We start from the raw sequence: 16,471 nt of genomic DNA, 5'->3' as shown, positions 1-16,471 counted from the left end.
CGGCCGCAGGAACCGGGCAGGAGCCCGGTACGGACCCGGGAGGCACCCCATGCCGCAATATCTGCTCAGCGTCTACCAGCCCGACACCGACGAGCCGCCGTCCGCCGAATTCCTCGCCCCGATCCGGCGCGACCTCGACACGCTCAACGCCGAGATGAAGGACGCCGGGGCCTGGGTCTTCGCCGCGGGCCTGTTCCCCGCGGGCACGGCCACCGTGCTGCGGCACAAGGGCGACGACATCCTGACCACGGACGGCCCGTACGTCGAGGGCAAGGAGCACCTCGGCGGCTTCACGATCGTCGAGGCGCCCGACCTGGACGCCGCCCTCGCGTGGGGCCGCGCGCTCGCCCGCGCGACGACCCTCCCGATCGAGGTCAGGCCCCTCCGGTACGGGCCGTCCGAGTGACGTCGGCATGACGCGCGAGCCGGAGCGACGGCCACCGTACGAGGGGCCGGAGCCACGGGCGGCGTACGGGCCGCGAAAGGGGGCGGCGCCCGAGCCGGAGGTCGCCCGCGTCTTCCGCGAGCAGTACGGCCGCGCCGTCGCCGTCCTCGTCCGCTCCTTCGGCGACATCGACATCGCCGAGGAGGCGGTCCAGGACGCGTTCACCACGGCGGTACGGCGCTGGCCGGCCGACGGGGTGCCGCCGAGCCCGGCGGGCTGGATCATCACCACGGCGCGGAACCGCGCGATCGACCGGCTGCGCCGCGAGTCCTCCCGCGCGGACCACCACGACCAGGCTGCGCTGCTGCGGGCCGACCGGGAACCGGCGCGAGAGGAGGGCCCCGTGCACGACGACCGGCTGCGGCTGATCTTCACCTGCTGCCACCCGGCCCTCTCCCCGGCGGCCAGGACCGCCCTGACGCTGCGGCTGCTCGGCGGGCTGACCACGGCCGAGATCGCGCGGGCCTTCCTGGTGCCCGAGCCGACCATGGCGCAGCGGCTGGTGCGGGCCAAGGGCAAGATCCGCGACGCGCGCATCCCGTACCGCGTCCCGTCCGACGCCGACCTGCCCGACCGGCTCCGCGCGGTGCTCGCCGTCGTCTATCTGATCTTCAACGAGGGCCACACAGCCGGTTCGGGCGACCGGCTGGTCCGCGCCGACCTGTGCGCCGAGGCGGTACGGCTCGGCCGCCTGCTGCACGCGCTGATGCCCGACGAGCCCGAAGTGCCCGGCCTGCTGGCGCTGATGCTGCTCACCCGGTCGCGGGAGGCGGCGCGCACCGCCGGGGACGGCGGCCTCGTCCTCCTCGCCGACCAGGACCGGAGCCGCTGGGACCGCGCCCTGATCGCGGAGGGCCAGGATCTCGTACGGCAGTGCCTGCGGCGGGGGCAGCCGGGTCCGTACCAGATCCAGGCGGCGATCAACGCCGTGCACAGCGACGCGCCGACGGCGGCGGCCACGGACTGGCCGCAGATCGTGACGCTGTACGACCAGTTGCTCGCGGTCGCCCCCGGCCCGGTCGTCGCCCTCAACCGCGCGGTCGCGGTGGCCGAGGTCCAGGGACCGGCGGCGGCGCTCGCCCTCGTCGACCGCCTCGACCTGGACGGCTACCACGTCCTGCACGCCGTCCGCGCCGACCTGTTGCGCCGCCTGGGCCGTACGCGGGAGGCCGCGGCGGCCTACGACGCGGCGCTTGAGCGGACCGACAACGCGGCCGAGCGGGCCTTTCTGGGCGGCAGGCGGCGGTCGCTCGACGGGCCGACGCCGTAGGGCCGGTGGGGGCGGCCCCGTATGCCCTTCGTCAACCGGCGCGCAGCGCGGCCAGGCGGTCGAGGAAGACGCGCTGCCCCTCCACGATCTTCTCGTGGGCCTGCGGCAGACCGAGCCAGGCCACCCGGTCGATCTCCGGGAACTCCTGGAGGCGGCCCGACCCCTTCGGCCACTCCATCGTGAAGGTGCCGGGCACGGCGAGGGCCGGGTCGAAGTCGGCGTGCAGCGCCCAGGCCGTGACGGCCTTGCCGCCGGACTGCTCGGTCTCGCCGAGCGGGAGGAGTTCGCCGTCGGGCAGCGGCAGGCCGACCTCCTCCCGGAACTCGCGCCGGGCGGCGTCCACCGCGGCTTCGTCCGGCCCGTACTCGCCCTTGACGATCGACCAGGCGCCCGCGTCGCGCCGGGCCCAGAAGGGCCCGCCCATGTGCCCGAGAAGGACCTCGATCCCGCCGTCCCGGTCCGCGCCGCCGACCTCGCGGAAGAGCAGGACCCCGGCGCTGCGCTTGTTCACCACACCGCCAAGTCTGGCCTCCCGGCCGAGGTTTACGGGAGAGGCGCACCAGACAGACGCCTGCCGGACCGGGCCCGCGCAAGGCCGCGTCCCCCCGCGCCCCGGTCGGCACCCTCGCACGGCGCCGCTTTGGCCGCAGCCGTCGCCGTCCGCGCGGCGGGGGGATCTCCATGGCGACGTCGACCGGGTGCCACCAGGCGTCCTGGGCGGCGCGGGGCGCCGATCGGGCGCGTGGCACGATGATCGGACCGCGAACCCCCGAACCCCCGAACCCCCGAACACCCGAACACCCGGAGCAGCGCGTGCGCCACCTCGACTATGACGACATCCGGCAGGCGGCCGACCGCATCGACGGCCACATCAGGCCGGTGGCCGTCACCAGGGCCGACCCCGGCCTCGTCGGCGGCGGCCGGGGCGGCGAGCCCTACGAGCTCTGGTTCGCCCTGGAATACCTCCAGTTCACGGGCTCCTTCAAAGCGCGCGGCGCGCGGAATTTCCTGCTCGCGCACAGCGCCGCCGGCACCCTCCCGGCCGCGGGCGTCACCATCGCGTCCGGCGGCAACGCCGGGCTCGCCTGCGCGTGGGCGGCCAAAGCGCTCGGCGTCCCCGCCACCGTCTTCGTGCCCGAGACGGCCCCCGCGGTGAAGGTCGCGCGCCTGCGGGCGTACGGCGCGGACGTACGCCTGGTGGGCAAGGAGTACGCCGAAGCGCTCGCCGCCTGCGAGGAGTTCACCGCCACCGCGGGCGCGCTGGGCAGCCACGCCTACGACCACCCGTACATCGCCGCGGGGGCGGGCACCGTACTGGACGAGATCCGTACCGCGATTCCCGGCCTGGACACCGTCCTTGTGGCGGTCGGCGGCGGCGGACTGTTCGCCGGGGTCGCCACCGCCGCGCGCGAGCACGGCATCCGCGCCGTCGCCGTGGAGCCGGAGAACGCCCGTACGCTGCACGCGGCCGTCGAGGCCGGTCACCCGGTCGACGTGACCGTGGACTCCGTCGCGGGCGACTCGCTCGGCGCGCGCCGCGCCACCGAGATGGCGGTCCACGCGGGCCGTCAGGACAACGCGCGGTCCGTCCTGGTGCCCGACCGGGCCATCATCGCCGCCCGCCAGACGCTCTGGGACGAGCTGAGGATCGTCACCGAGGTGGGCGGGGCCACCGCCTTCGCGCCGCTGCTGCCGACCGGGGGAGAGGACGGCGGCGGGCGGCCGTACGAGCCGCGCCCCGGCGAGAAGGTGGCGGTCCTGCTGTGCGGGGCCAACACCGACCCCGGCGATCTGGTGGCCCGCGCGGAAGGGTGAGCCGCGGCCGTTCGAGGTCGTCCCGCCGGGGCGGGGCGTTCCGAGCGGCGGGGCGTTCCGAGCGGCACCGCTTAGCGCAGGACGGCCGCCAGCGCCGAGCGGCGCCGCTCAGCGCAGGACGGCCGCCAGCAGATCGGAGCCGAGCGACGTCAGATCGGGCGCGTTGAGGGTGTACCGGACGTAACGGCCGTGGCGTTGGCTCGTGAGCAGGCCCGCGCGGCGCAGGACGGCGAGGTGGCGGGAGACCTCGGGGGGCGACAGCTCCCAGGCGTGGGCCAGCTCGACGGTGGTGTGCGGGCCGCGCGCGAGGGTGCGCAGCAGCCGCAGCCGTACCGGATGCGCGAGCGCTTCCAGCCGGAGCGTGACCGTCTCCATCGGCACCTGCTCGGACGGGCCCGGCTCGGCCACCGGGTACTGCACCACCGGCCGCCACCCGGGCGCGTGCACCGCCACCAGGTGCGGGCGGCCGAAGACGCTCGGGATGAAGGTGACCCCGTCGTCGCGGGCGGCGGTCGCGCTGTCCTGGAGCTTGTCCACGACGATCCGGTCACCGCCCGGCGCCAGGGCGACCGCGCCGGAGACCGAGGCGAGCGCCGCACCGAGACCCTGCCGCTTGAGCAGGTCGTGCTTCAGGCGCAGGTCGGAGGCGATGCGTACGGCGGCCCCCGACCAGGCGGCGTCGAAGAACGCCCCGGCGCACTGTTCGAGGGTGTCGCGCACCCGCGCCCGCACGGCGGCCGGGTCCGCGAGCAGCCGTTCCGCGAACGCCTCCTGCAACGCGCCGCGCGCCTGGGCGAGGTCCAGGGCCCGTTCGCGCGCGGTCGCGTCGGTGAGCGGCGACGGGGAGCCGAAGTGGATCCGGTTGCTGCCGCAGGTGGTGACCAGCGCGGCGGTCACGTACCGGGCGTCGTCGATCCGGTCCACATCGTCCAGTTCCTCGGCGAGGGTCGGCCGGGGCCGGGCGGGCACCAGGAAGTCGGCGCGCGAGGACCGCCACAGGAACTCCGCCTCCCGCAGCCGCTCGGCCAGCTCGGGCCGCAGCGCGGCCCACACGTCCGCGGCCCACCCGGCGAGCCGCGGATGGTGTCCGGGTTCCGCCAGGACGTGCAGCATCGCCGTCAGCTCCGCCAGCGGGGAGGCGGCGAACCGCAGCCGCTCGGGCGGCAGGCCGCCGATGTCGATCCGCAAGGTCACCCGCCCATTATGAGCAGCGCAAAGGCCCCTGGCCGCGTCGGTTGACGGTCTGCGTCAACCGACACGGCGGGCGCGGCGGCCGAACGCACCGTTGTCGCCATGGCAACCACCACCCAGATCCGGCCCCGCGCCCTCGTCCGCGCCTTCGGAGGCCCCCGCTACGCCGTCGCCATGACCGTGGACGCGCTCGGCACCGGCCTGCTCCGGCCGTTCCTGCTGCTCTACGGGGTGACGGTGCTGAGCCTGTCCGCGCCCGCCACCGGCATCGCCATGACGGCCGGTGTCGTCGTGGGGCTGGTGTGCGTGCCCGCCGTGGGGCTGTGGCTGGACCGGGGCGCGCGCAGTACGGCCGTGGCGGCGTCGATGCTGGTGCGCGTGCTGGGCGTGGCGCTGCTGCTGGCCACTCCGGCGGGCAACGGCTGGATGTTCGCGGCGGCGGCGCTCTTCCTCGGCATCGGCAACCAGGCGTGGCCCGCCGCCCACGCCGCCGTGGTGGCCACCGTCGCCCACGGCAGGGACCGCGACACCGCGCTCGCGGCGGGCCGCGCCCTGCGCAACGCCGGTATGGGCGCGGGCGCGCTGCTCGCCACCGCGTGCCTGGCGGGCGGCGCCGCCGCATTGCAGGTCCTGGCGGGCGTCACCGGGCTCGCGTATCTCACCGCCGCGGCCCTGGCGTGGTCGGTCCGGCTGCGCGCGGACCCGGCCGCCGCCCCCGCCGAGGGCGGCGACAGCGGTCCCGCGCCCCGGATGCGCGCGCTGCTGGCCGCCAACGTGGTCTACGTCTTCTGCCTCAACGTCCCCGAGATCGCGCTCCCGTTGGTCCTGGTGACCCAACTGCACGCGTCCCCGGTGTGGTCGGCGGCCGTCTTCGTGGCCAACACCGTGCTGGTGGTCACCCTCCAGGTCCCGGTCACCGTCCTGATGTCCCGCTTCTCCCGGCGGTCCGTGCTCGCCCTCGCCGGTGTCGTCCTCACCGCGTCCTACCTCGGCTTCCTCGCGGCCACCGAACTGCGGCACGGCTGGGGCGCCCCGGCCGTGGCCACCGTGTCCGTGGTCTGCACGCTCGGCGAGATCATCTACGCCGGAAGCGCCACCGCGCTCGTCACCGCCCTCGCCCCGGCCCACGTCCTGGGGCGCACCCTCGCCCGCTTCCAACTCTCCACCGGCTTCGGCCTCGCCGTCTCTCCCGCGGCCATCACCGCCCTCGCCCCGTACGGCTCGACGGCTCTGTGGGGCAGCCTCGCCGCCGCGACGCTCCTGTCCTCCGCCGCGGTCGCCACGGAGAAGGACCAGGGGGCACGGCTCAGCGGTTGACGCGGACGGAACGCCTCCTGCCGGACGGCCCTCCTGCCGGACGCCCCTCCTCAAAGCCGGTCTTCGCTGCTACGGTGAGAGTTCGGAAGGTTAACAAACTCAGACGCCGGACCGGCGCTGCCGTGCTGCCCGGGCGCGCGCGGACCGCGAGGACACCGCCGCGCGGGCCGCCGTACCGCCGCGCGCCCGTACCCGAGGCGCGGCGCCACCGGGACCCGCACCGCAACACCCGTACTTCGACCAGTGCTTCGACACGGAGGCCCGTTATGCCGACCCCATCCACGCCGCGCGCCCGGGACGGCGCTCTCTTCGTCGGCGGGGCCTTCGTCCCGGCCGAGAACGGGCGTACGTCGACGGTCCTCGACAAGGCGCGCCAGGAACCGCTCGGCCGGGCGGGCTGGGCCTCGCCCGCTGACCTGGACCGCGCCGCGCGGGAGGCCGCCGTCGCCGGACGGGCCTGGGCCGCCGCGGACTTCGGCGCCCGCGCCGATGTGCTGCGCGAGGCCGCCGCCCGACTGCGCGCCCGCGCGGGGGAGTTCGCCGACCTCATCGTCCGCGAGACCGGCTCGATCCGCGGCAAGGCCGAGTACGAGATCGCCGGAGCGGTCGAAGAACTCCACCTGGCCGCCGCGCTCGCCGGTCACATACGGGCCGAGACGCTGCCCACGCGCGCGCCCGGCCGGGAAAGCGTCGCGCAGCGCGTCCCGTTGGGCGTCGTCGGTGTGATCACCCCGTGGAACTTCCCGCTGGTGCTGGCCATGCGCGTCCTCGCGCCCGCCCTCGCCGTCGGCAACGCCGTCGTCCTCAAGCCCTCACCGCACACCCCGCTCAGCGGCGGACTGCTGATCGCCGATGTCTTCGCCGAGGCCGGACTGCCCGCGGGCGTGCTCCAGGTCGTGCCCGGCGGGCAGGACACCGGCGAGGCGCTGACCGCGCACCCCGACATCGCCATGGTCCACTTCACCGGATCCAGCGCCGTCGGCCGCACCATCGCGCGGGAGGCGGGCGAGCGCCTGAAGAAGGTCTCCCTCGAACTCGGCGGCAACAACGCCCTGATCGTCCTGGACGACGCCGACCTCGACCAGGCCGGACAGATCGGCGCCTGGTCCGCCTTCCACTACCAGGGCCAGACCTGCATCACCGCGGGCCGGCACATCGTCCAGCGGCCCGTCTTCGACGCCTACGTCGCCGATCTCGCCGCGCGTGCCGCCCGGATCACCGTCGGCGACCCGACCAGGGACGGCGTCGGCCTCGGCCCGATGATCAGCGCCGAACAGCGCGAACGGGCCCGCGAACTGCTCGCCGAGGCCGTCGCCGCGGGTGCCACGGTCGTCGAGGGCGGCGACGGCGACGGCCTCTTCCACCGGCCCACCGTCGTCACCGATGTCACCCGCGACATGGCCCTGTGGACCGAGGAGATCTTCGCCCCCATCGCCCCCGTGCTGGCCGTCGACACCGACGCCGAGGCTCTCGCCGTCGCCAACGACACCCCGTACGGCCTGGTCGACGCCGTCCTCACCTCCGACCTCGCGCGCGGTCGCCGCCTCGCCGCGGGGCTCGGCTCCGCCATGGTCCACGTCAACGACTCGACCTGCCTCGACGAGCCCCAGGCGCCCTTCGGCGGCCTCGCCGCGTCCGGCCTCGGCGGCCGTTCCGGCGGTGAGTCCAACCTCCACGAATTCACCCAACTGCGGTGGCTCACCGTGCAGTCCACGCCGGTCCACTACCCGTACTGACCGGGTCGGGTGGGGCCGTTGAGGGGGAGGGGGCCGGTGGGGGATGATCGGGGGCATGAGGGCACTGCTGATCGGAGCTTCCGGAACCGTCGGGAGCGCGGTGGCCGCCGCGCTGACAGCGGCACGGCACGAGGTGGTCGCGGCCTCGCGCCGGGGTCCGCTGAAGGTGGACCTCGAAGTCCCGTCCACGATGGACACACTCTTCGGTGAGGTCGACGGTCTGGACGCGGTCGTGTGCTGCGCCGCCAACGGCCCGCTGCTGGAGCTGGCGTCGGCCACGGACGAGGACTTCGCGACCGGGGTGCGGGCCAAACTCTGGGGCCAGGTCGCCCTGGTCCAGCGCGCGGCCCGCCATGTGCGCGACGGCGGCTCCATCACCCTGACCGGCGGCACCTTCGCCGCGCCCATGGCGGGCGGCTCGCTGGGCGCGCTCATCAACAGCGGCCTCGAGGGCTTCGTCCGCAACGCCGCGAGCGAACTCCCGCGCGGGCTGCGCCTCAACCTCGTCAGCCCCGGCTGGATCAGTGAGACCCTCCGGGCCATGTCCGCCGATCCCGCCGCGGGCACCCCCGTCCGCGAGGTCGCGGAGGTCTACGTCGGGATCGCGGAGGGGACGGTGCGGGGCCGCACCTTCCGCCCGTGAGCCGCGGGCGGGCTTTCTCTGCCTGAGCCGCGGGTCGCTGCGTCCCGTCCCTGGCGTTCCCGGCGGTCGTCGCGTTCCCCGCGTTCCCCGCGTTCTTCGCGTTCCTCACGCCTGCCGTGAGGGGCGGGCGGCCTCCCAGGCCGCGTCGATCATCGCGAAGACCTCGTCCACCGCGGCCTGCGGATCGGCCGACTCGCGGGCCAGCGAGAATGCGTCGATCACGAACCTCGCGAGCGTCCGGCAGGCCGTCGCGCTCTGCGGCAGTCCGGGATCGGCGACGAGGGCCGCGGCCACCGACTCCGCGTGCCGCAGCCGCATCGACTCCTCGTACTTCCGCAGCGCGGGCGACCCGTCGATCATCCGCCAGACCGGCGCGGCGCCGTCCGCCGTGCAGTGCCGTACCAGGGCGTGTATCTCGCGGCGCAGCGCGGGCACGACCGGCTCGTCCGGTGCCCGGTCGGTGACCGCCCGCGTGAGGCGCTCCTCGAAGTCCTCGTCCTGCTCGAACACCAGCGCCTCTTTGGCGGCGAAGTGCGAGAAGAGCGTGGTGACGGCCACGTCGGCCTCGGCCGCCACGTCACGGATTCCCACCGCGTCGTAGCCGCGCTCCAGGAAGAGCCGCAGGGCGGTGTCGGCGATCTTCCGGCGGGTCGCGGCCTTCTTGCGCTCACGGCGCCCGGTCGGCACGGTCATGACCGCACACTATCAGCTACGAAACAGGAACGGTTTCAAAACGCTAACCGTTAGTGTTACGGTCCGTCGCATGAAGAAAGTGAGCTTCGCCGAGTTCGGCGGCCCCGATGTCCTGCGCCTCATCGACGCCGAGGAGCCCCACGCCGGCCCCGGCCTGATACGCGTCGCCGTACGGGCGGCCGGTGTGAACCCCGCCGACTGGCGGGTCCGCGAAGGCCAGATCCTCAAGGCCCATCCGGTCCAACTGCCCGCGGGCGTCGGGCTGGACGCCGCCGGGGTGGTGGACGAGATCGGCGAGGGCGTCGACGGTGTCGAGATCGGCGACCACGTATTCGGCGAAGGGACCAGCACCTACGCCGAGTTCGCGGTCCTCTCGGCCTGGGCCCGGATGCCCGAAGGGCTGACCTTCGAAGAGGCGGCCGGATACCCCTCCGTGGTCGAGACCGCGCTGCGGATCCTCCGCGAGGTCGGCGTCGAGCCGGGACAGACCCTGCTGGTCAGCGGCGCCTCCGGGGGCGTCGGATCAGCGGTCCTCCAGATCGCCCGCGACCGCGGCGTCACCGTCATCGGCACCGCGGGGCCCGCCAACCAGGACTACCTCCGCGAACTCGGCGCCCTCGCCACGACCTACGGCGACGGCTGGACCGACCGGGTCCGCGCCCTCGGCCCCGTCCACGCCGCGCTCGACCTCGCGGGCTCCGGCGTCGTCCCCGAACTCGTCGCCCTCACCGGCGACCCCCGCAAGGTCGTCTCCATCGCCGACCTCACCGCCCCCGACCACGGCGTCCGCTTCTCCGGCACCGCGGGCAGCGTCCCCGCCGCCCTCGCCGAGGCCGCCGCCCTCATCACCCGCCGCGCGCTCCGCATCCCCGTCGACACCTCCTACCCCCTCGCCGAGGCCGCCGCGGCCCACGCCGACAGCCAAGCCGGCCACACCCGCGGCCGCAGAGTCCTGATCGTCTGACCCGCCAGCCGGACGGGACCTTGCGGAGGCCCTAGGGCCTGTCCGGCGGATCACGAACGGCCCCTTCGACCCCTGGCACGCACGCCCGCCGCGTTGCCGGAATACCCGAATAGCTCCGCTATGAGGCCATCCCGGCGCCTTGCGCTCGCACGCGCCAGGCGCCGCCTGGACCGCCCATGATCCGCCGGACAGGCCCTAGGTCATCGAGTCCAGGGCGCGGGTCAGGGCGACGTGGACGGCGCCGAGGAGGGTGGCGCGGTCGGCGAGGCCGCCGATGGTGATGTCGGTGGGCCAGGTCAGTTCGTGGACGGTGCGGCGGACTTCCAGGAGGACCAGCTGGTTCTGGCCCACGCCGCCGCCGAGGACGACGAGGCCGGGGTCGAGCAGGGCGACGACGGCGGCGACGAGGCGGCCGATGGCGGCGGCGTGTTCGTCGACGACGCGGCGGGCGGCGGCGTGGCCGGAGGCGGCGGACGCGAAGAGGGCCTTGGCGTCCAGCGGCACGGGCCCGCCGCCGGAGGCGGGCCAGGCGGCGCGGCAGCGTTCCATCAGGGCGTCGGAGCCGAGGAAGTGCTCGAGCCCGGCGCGCCGGGGCTGTTGGGACTCCGACCAGGGGAAGGGCAGCATGGCGGCCTCACCGGCGGCACCGTTCGCACCCTGCATCAGGCGTCCGTCGAGCACGATGCCGACGCCGATCTTCACGCCGACCTGGATGTAGGCGAACATCTGCTGGTGGCGGGCGACACCGAAGCGGTGCTCGGCGACGGCGGCGCAGTTGACGTTGTTCTCGACGGTGACCGGCACGCCGTCGGGCACGGCGAGCGCGTCGGTGATCCGTACCGTGCCGTCCGGCTGAAGGCCACCGCCTCCGCGTCCCGCACCGGAAGCCCCCACATTCGGCAGCGTCGGCGCCGCGACCACCACCTCGCGCAGCGGCCCGTACCGCGCCCCGACCTCCTCGCGCACCGTACGCACCACCCCCGCCGCCGCGTCCGCCGCCTCCGGTGTGACCGTCGGCTGGTCCGAGGGCAGCCGGACCTCGGCGATGCAGATCTCCTGCCCGTCGAGGGTGTACGCCGCCGCCCGGACCACGGTGGCGCCGATCTCGACGCCGAGGACGTGCCCGGCGGTCGGCGCGAGCGAGTAGAGGACGGCGCTGCGCCCGGTGGCGCCGCGTGAACTGCCCTGCCCCTCGACCAGCCCGAGCCGTGACAGCTCCGCCATGGCCACCGACATGGTGGGCCGGGACAGCGCGAGCGCGGTGCTGAGCTGCGGCCGGGTCGCCGGGCCGTCGGTGGCCAGCGCGCGCAGCACGGCGCGGGCGCTGGCGGGCAGTTCGAAGCGGTCGACGGCGGCGGTGGTGTCCATCAAGTCCCTTCTCGGACGGCGTCGGACGCTGCCGGACGGCGTCGGACGGTGCCGGACGGCGTCGGTCAGTGCCCGGACCGTGCCGGTCAGTGCCGACCAGGCCCCGGCGAAAGTCGCCCGGCCTGTGGGAGGGCGGCTCCCGATCCCACCCCGCGGCCCACGCGACAGGCGCGCAGGGCAAAGTTACCCGATCGACGTCACGGCACCCCGCTGTGTTCACCCGCTTGCCCGAACACCGCCGCCCCCGCGCCCGCCGCGAGCCGTACGTGACACCGCCCCGACGCCGCGACTCCGCCTCCCGCCGAGCCGGCGCTCCACCCCCCGCCGGGCCGCCGCCCCACCCCGCTCCGGGCCGCCACCCCACCCCGCCCGCGGGTACCTGACAACTCTTGACACCCTCCAACCCCGGGAGGAACATCTACAGTTGATCGTTTGACAACGTTGTCGTAAGCGATACACACGAAGGGCGGGAACCGTGTCGGACAGATCAGTGCGACCCGTGGACAGAAGGCGGTGGAAGGGTCGCGGCGTGCGCGCCGTGGCCGCGGTGGCGACGGCGGTCCTCGGCGTCGGCCTGGGCCTCGGCGCCGGGCCCGCCACCGCGAGTCCGGGCGCCTCCGGGGGGCATGACGCCGACCCGGCCTCGTACGTCAACCCCCTGATCGGCTCCTCGAACGCCGGCAACACCTACCCCGGCGCCGTGCTGCCGTTCGGCATGCTGGCGTGGAGCCCGCAGAATTCGACGGGCAACCAGTTCTCGACACCCGCCCCCGGCGGATACCGGTACGACGCGACGAAGATCCGCGGCTTCAGCCTGACCCACCTCAACGGCGTGGGCTGTTCCGGCGCCAACGGCGACATACCGATCATGCCGTACGTGGGCGACGTCGACTCCTCGCCGAGCGCCGACACCAAGGACGCGAAGTACGCCTCGACCTTCTCGCACGCCAACGAGACGGCGCAGGCGGGCTATTACCAGGTCGGCCTGGACAGCGGGGCCAGCGCGCGGCTGACCACCACCGAGCGCACCGGCACCGGCCAGTTCGGCTTCCCGGCCGACAAGCCCGCCAGCGTGCTGTTCCGTACGTCCAACTCCGAGAGCGGCAGCGCCGCGGCGGACGTCACCGTGAACGCGGCGGCCCGTACCGTGACCGGCTCGGTCAGCGCGGGCAACTTCTGCGGACCGCAGAGCGCGAACAACCGGCACGACGTCTACACCCTCTACTTCACGGCCCACTTCGACCAGCCCTTCGCCAAGGTCGGCACCTGGACCGACGGCACCCTGACGCCCGGCTCCACATCGGCCAGCGGCGGCACCGGCTACAACTCCAGCGGCAACGCGACCGCGGGCAAGGGCTCGGGCGCGTATGTGACCTTCGCGTCCGGCACCAAGCAGGTGCAGGCCAAGGTCGCGATCTCGTACGTGAGCGCGCGCAACGCCGAGGCCAACCTGACGGCGGAGAACCCGCAGCGCGCCGGCTTCGACTCGATCAGGTCGAAGGCCACCGCCGCGTGGAACACCGCGCTGCGCAAGATCCAGGTGTCCGGCGGCTCCGCCGACCAGAACACCACCTTCTACACCGCGCTCTACCACTCGATGCTGGAGCCGACCCTCACCAGCGACGTCAACGGCCAGTATCTGGGCGGCGACCGCAAGACCCACTCGCTGGCCAGGGGACAGCACGAGCAGTACGGCACCTTCTCCGGCTGGGACCAGTACCGGGCGCAGGTGCAGTTGCTGACGCTGCTTCAGCCGAGAGTCGGCAGTGACTACGCGCAGTCGCTGTTCAACTATGCCCAGCAGCGTGACGGCGAATGGGACCGCTGGCTGCTGGAGAACGGCAAGACCAGCATCATGTCCGGCGACCCGTCCGACGCGGCGCTCGCGGGCATCTACGCTTTCGGCGGCCGGGACTTCGACGTCAGGGGCGCCCTCGCCTCGCTGGTGAAGGCGGCCACCGTGCCGACCGCCAACGACTCCGACAGCTCCGGCTGCAACGTCGAATGCGTGGGCCAACGACCGGCGTTGGACAAGTACCTGACGCTCGGTTACGTGCCGTCCGACAACTGCCACTGCTGGGGCGGCGCCGCCGAGACCCTGGAGGACGCCGCCGCGGACTTCGGTCTCGCGGAGCTGGCGGGACAGGTCGGCGACCGAAAGAACCAGCGGAAGTTCCTCGACCGCAGCGGCAACTGGACCAACGTCTTCGATCCGAACGCGACCGCGCAGGGCGGCTACATGCGCGACCGCAAGTCCGACGGGTCGTGGGTGGGAGCCACCTTCAACCCCGCGACCGGCAGCGGCTTCGTCGAGGGCAGCAGCGCCCGCTACACATGGATGGTCTACTCCGACATCGCCGGACTGGCCAAGGCCATGGGCGGCAACGCCACCGCGATCTCCCGCCTCGACGCCTTCTTCCGCAACCCGGACGGCACCTTCGACTTCTCCGCGAAGGACGACACGCGCTACGACGCCACCAACGAGCCCGACATCAACGCGCCGTACGTGTACGACTACCTGGGCGCCCCGTACAAGACCCAGGAGACCGTGCGCGCCGAGACCGACGGCCTGTGGACCAACGCGCCCGGCGGCATCCCCGGCAACGACGACGCGGGCACGATGTCGTCCTGGTACGTCTTCTCCGCGCTCGGCATGTACCCGCAGGTGCCCAGCCGCGCCGACCTGGTGCTCTCCAGCCCGGTCTTCCCGCGCGCGGTGATCCACACCGGGCTCGGGAAGACGATCACGGTCAACGCCCCGCGGGCGTCGGCCGAGAACATCTACATCCAGGGCCTGCGCGTCAACGGCAAGAAGTCCGACCAGCCGTGGGTCCCCGCCTCGTTCGTCACCCGCGGCGGCACCCTGGACTACACCCTGGGCGGCACCGCGAACACCACGTGGGGGAGCGCGGCCAAGAACGCGCCGCCGTCCTTCCGCGACGGTGAGGCCCCGTTCTTCGCCTCGCCCGACCCCGGCCAGGTGAAGATCGAGCCCGGCGGCTCCGCGGACGCCGCCGTCAAGCTGTCCACGATCCAGGACAAGAAGGTCGACGTCCGCTGGACCGCGAAGCCGCCCGCGGGCATCACGCTCAAGCCCGCGTCCGGCACGGTGACCGTCCCGAAGGGCGGCGCCACCAGCGCGAAGTTCTCCGTGTCGGTGGCCGCCGACACCAAGGCCGGGGTCTACACGGTCCCGATCACGCTCGGCTCCGCGCACGGCGGCACCGCCCCGGCGGCCTCGCTGTCGGTGACGGTCGGCGTACGCGGCACCCTCACCTGGTACGTCAACAACAACGGCATCTCCGCCGACGACACGAATCCGTCCGCCAACTTCGACGGCGAGGGCTGGAGTTACTCGGCGGCGGCGCTCGCCGCGGCCGGTGCCGCGCCCGGCGGCACGGTGTCCTCCGGGGGCTTCGACTTCACCTGGCCCCAGGTGGCGCCCGGCGCGCCCGACAACATCGTGGTGGGCGGCGGCGACCAAGTGCTCGACGTCTCCAAGTCCGCAGCCGGTGCGACCAAGTTGAGCCTGCTCGGCAGCGCCAGCGAGGGCCAGACCACCGGCACGGTGACGCTGACGTACACCGACGGCACCACTCAGAAGGCCGACATCGGCTTCAGCGACTGGACGCTCGGCGGCGGCTCCCAGCAGCCCTCGTACGGCAACGTCGTGGCGGTGCACACCGCGTACCGCGACGTCCAGGGCGGCGGAAAGGACCCGGTGGGCACCGAGATCTTCTCCACCGCGCCGATCGCGCTCCAGGCGGGCAAGCAACTGGCCAGTGTGACGCTGCCGTCCAGCACGAACGGCGGTGACATGCACATCTTCTCCGTGGCGACCGCCTGACCCCGGCAGCCCACCGCGGAGAGCGCGGGGCGGGCGAGGACCGGCACGACCGGCCCCGCCCGCCCCGCACCCATGTCCGGCGCGAACGAACCGATCGCCGCCCGTTCAGGTCGAGTTGGCCCACGCGCTGTGGTGGCGTCGGCCCGTCAGGCCCTAGGGTCACTGCTGTCACAGGGCTGCCCCGTGCCGCGGGCGGCCCCCCACCGTCCACACCGGGGGTTCCGTTGACCGCACGCGCACTCCGTAGCCGCGCCGCCGCCCTGCTGCTCGCCACCGCGGCCCTGACCGCCGTGGGCACCTCCACCGCGCACGCCGACTCGCCCGGCGGGTGGGTGGCCGCAGGCAACACGGTGTACAGCACGCTCACCGCGGGCGAGGGCATCGCCACCCGCGCCGACGGCTCGGTCCTCACCCGCGGCCTCGGCTCGATCCCGCTGCGGCTGCGCATCGCGGGCTGGAACCACGTCGGAGACCCGGACATCGTCAACGGCTACGTCTTCGACGCCTACCAGGGCGGCGACAGCGCCACCTCGAAGATGTTCGAGGTCACCACGCCCGACGGGCACAGCTACGACTACGTGCACCCGCTGGACCAGGGCGAGTTGCTCAACAACTCCTTCGCGACCGTCTCGCCGGACGCGCGGTGGCTGGTCGAGGGGGAGTGGGGCACGGTCAACCGGCTCCAGGTCTTCCCCGCCCCGCTGACCAACCCGGCCACCCCGGCCACCGGCGGCACCCTCGCGCAGGCCGGACAGATCAGCCTCGACAAGGCCGTCACGGACGTCCAGGGCTGCGACTTCGTCTCCGCGACCCGGCTGGTCTGCGTCTCCGACAACGACGCCAAGGACGTCTTCCAGGTCAACCTGCCGCACGCGCTCGACGGCACGCCCGTCACCGGCCGGGTCGCCACCCTCTTCCAGGTGCCGCGCAGCAGCGTCTGCTCGGGCGGCTTCGAGACCGAGGGCGTCGACTACGACGCGAACGCGAAGGTGCTGCGGGTCGAGATCATTTCGCCGAGCGTGTGCGCGGTCTCCACCACCGCCTACGCCTACCGTCCGACCACCGGCTGACCCTTCCGTATCCCCCGTCACTGTCGTCGCCGCACCACGGGCTTGGTCCAGACCTATTGACGAGTGGTTCAGACCACTTTACGATCCGGTCCACTACGGCCTGTGAGTGCGC

At 73.8% G+C, this 16,471-nt stretch carries 13 protein-coding genes; 9 read left to right on the top strand and 4 right to left on the bottom strand.

Annotated elements, in window-relative coordinates:
- Nucleotides 1-49 precede the first annotated feature (49 nt).
- Nucleotides 50-406 (top strand): YciI family protein, encoded by a 357-nt coding sequence (locus tag ACIO6U_RS14365; RefSeq protein ID WP_401718841.1) that lies wholly within the window; start codon nucleotides 50-52, stop codon nucleotides 404-406.
- Nucleotides 407-413: 7 nt separating this feature from the next.
- Nucleotides 414-1,715, top strand: a complete 1,302-nt coding sequence (locus ACIO6U_RS14360; protein ID WP_401718838.1) for an RNA polymerase sigma factor — start codon at nucleotides 414-416, stop codon at nucleotides 1,713-1,715.
- A 31-nt stretch (nucleotides 1,716-1,746) separates the two neighbouring features.
- Here ACIO6U_RS14360 and ACIO6U_RS14355 read toward each other — a convergent pair whose 3' ends face one another.
- A complete protein-coding gene (locus tag ACIO6U_RS14355) occupies nucleotides 1,747-2,229 on the bottom strand; it encodes an NUDIX domain-containing protein (RefSeq protein ID WP_401718835.1) in 483 nt (160 codons plus the stop codon).
- 299 nt (nucleotides 2,230-2,528) lie between these two features.
- On the opposite strand from ACIO6U_RS14355, the gene ACIO6U_RS14350 reads away from it, so the two are divergent.
- Complete coding sequence (locus tag ACIO6U_RS14350) at nucleotides 2,529-3,530, top strand: threonine/serine dehydratase (protein ID WP_355341575.1); 1,002 nt, start codon at nucleotides 2,529-2,531, stop codon at nucleotides 3,528-3,530.
- Between the two features lie 108 nt (nucleotides 3,531-3,638).
- On the opposite strand, the gene ACIO6U_RS14345 is transcribed toward ACIO6U_RS14350, so the two are convergent.
- Entirely contained in the window at nucleotides 3,639-4,724 is a 1,086-nt protein-coding gene (locus ACIO6U_RS14345) for a DUF5937 family protein (protein ID WP_391119019.1), read from the bottom strand.
- A gap of 99 nt (nucleotides 4,725-4,823) precedes the next feature.
- On the opposite strand from ACIO6U_RS14345, the gene ACIO6U_RS14340 reads away from it, so the two are divergent.
- The 3 genes from ACIO6U_RS14340 to ACIO6U_RS14330 all read left to right on the top strand — a co-directional run bounded on the left by ACIO6U_RS14340 (nucleotide 4,824) and on the right by ACIO6U_RS14330 (nucleotide 8,417).
- The gene (locus ACIO6U_RS14340; RefSeq protein ID WP_391045897.1) at nucleotides 4,824-6,038 is read left to right on the top strand and encodes an MFS transporter; all 1,215 of its coding nucleotides are present in this window, start codon (nucleotides 4,824-4,826) and stop codon (nucleotides 6,036-6,038) included.
- 266 nt (nucleotides 6,039-6,304) lie between these two features.
- A complete protein-coding gene (locus ACIO6U_RS14335) occupies nucleotides 6,305-7,774 on the top strand; it encodes an aldehyde dehydrogenase family protein (protein ID WP_391045896.1) in 1,470 nt (489 codons plus the stop codon).
- 55 nt (nucleotides 7,775-7,829) lie between these two features.
- The gene (locus ACIO6U_RS14330) at nucleotides 7,830-8,417 is read left to right on the top strand and encodes a short chain dehydrogenase (protein ID WP_401718830.1); all 588 of its coding nucleotides are present in this window, start codon (nucleotides 7,830-7,832) and stop codon (nucleotides 8,415-8,417) included.
- A 105-nt stretch (nucleotides 8,418-8,522) separates the two neighbouring features.
- On the opposite strand, the gene ACIO6U_RS14325 is transcribed toward ACIO6U_RS14330, so the two are convergent.
- Entirely contained in the window at nucleotides 8,523-9,110 is a 588-nt protein-coding gene (locus tag ACIO6U_RS14325; protein ID WP_401308422.1) for a TetR/AcrR family transcriptional regulator, read from the bottom strand.
- 70 nt (nucleotides 9,111-9,180) lie between these two features.
- Here ACIO6U_RS14325 and ACIO6U_RS14320 point away from each other — a divergent pair, with 70 nt between their 5' ends.
- Entirely contained in the window at nucleotides 9,181-10,074 is an 894-nt protein-coding gene (locus ACIO6U_RS14320; RefSeq protein ID WP_355341593.1) for an NADP-dependent oxidoreductase, read from the top strand.
- Between the two features lie 195 nt (nucleotides 10,075-10,269).
- Here ACIO6U_RS14320 and ACIO6U_RS14315 read toward each other — a convergent pair whose 3' ends face one another.
- On the bottom strand, nucleotides 10,270-11,442 hold the full coding sequence (locus tag ACIO6U_RS14315) for an ROK family protein (protein WP_401718826.1): 1,173 nt from the start codon (nucleotides 11,440-11,442) through the stop codon (nucleotides 10,270-10,272).
- A 529-nt stretch (nucleotides 11,443-11,971) separates the two neighbouring features.
- Here ACIO6U_RS14315 and ACIO6U_RS14310 point away from each other — a divergent pair.
- Together ACIO6U_RS14310 and ACIO6U_RS14305 are read left to right on the top strand one after the other, a co-directional pair.
- On the top strand, nucleotides 11,972-15,289 hold the full coding sequence (locus ACIO6U_RS14310; protein ID WP_401718823.1) for a GH92 family glycosyl hydrolase: 3,318 nt from the start codon (nucleotides 11,972-11,974) through the stop codon (nucleotides 15,287-15,289).
- Nucleotides 15,290-15,513: 224 nt separating this feature from the next.
- The gene (locus ACIO6U_RS14305; protein WP_401718821.1) at nucleotides 15,514-16,359 is read left to right on the top strand and encodes a hypothetical protein; all 846 of its coding nucleotides are present in this window, start codon (nucleotides 15,514-15,516) and stop codon (nucleotides 16,357-16,359) included.
- The last annotated feature ends 112 nt before the right edge of the window (nucleotides 16,360-16,471 follow it).

This window comes from Streptomyces sp. NPDC087422 (assembly GCF_044744145.1).
GTDB lineage: Bacteria > Actinomycetota > Actinomycetes > Streptomycetales > Streptomycetaceae > Actinacidiphila.
This window is presented reverse-complemented; position numbering and strand designations above follow the sequence as displayed.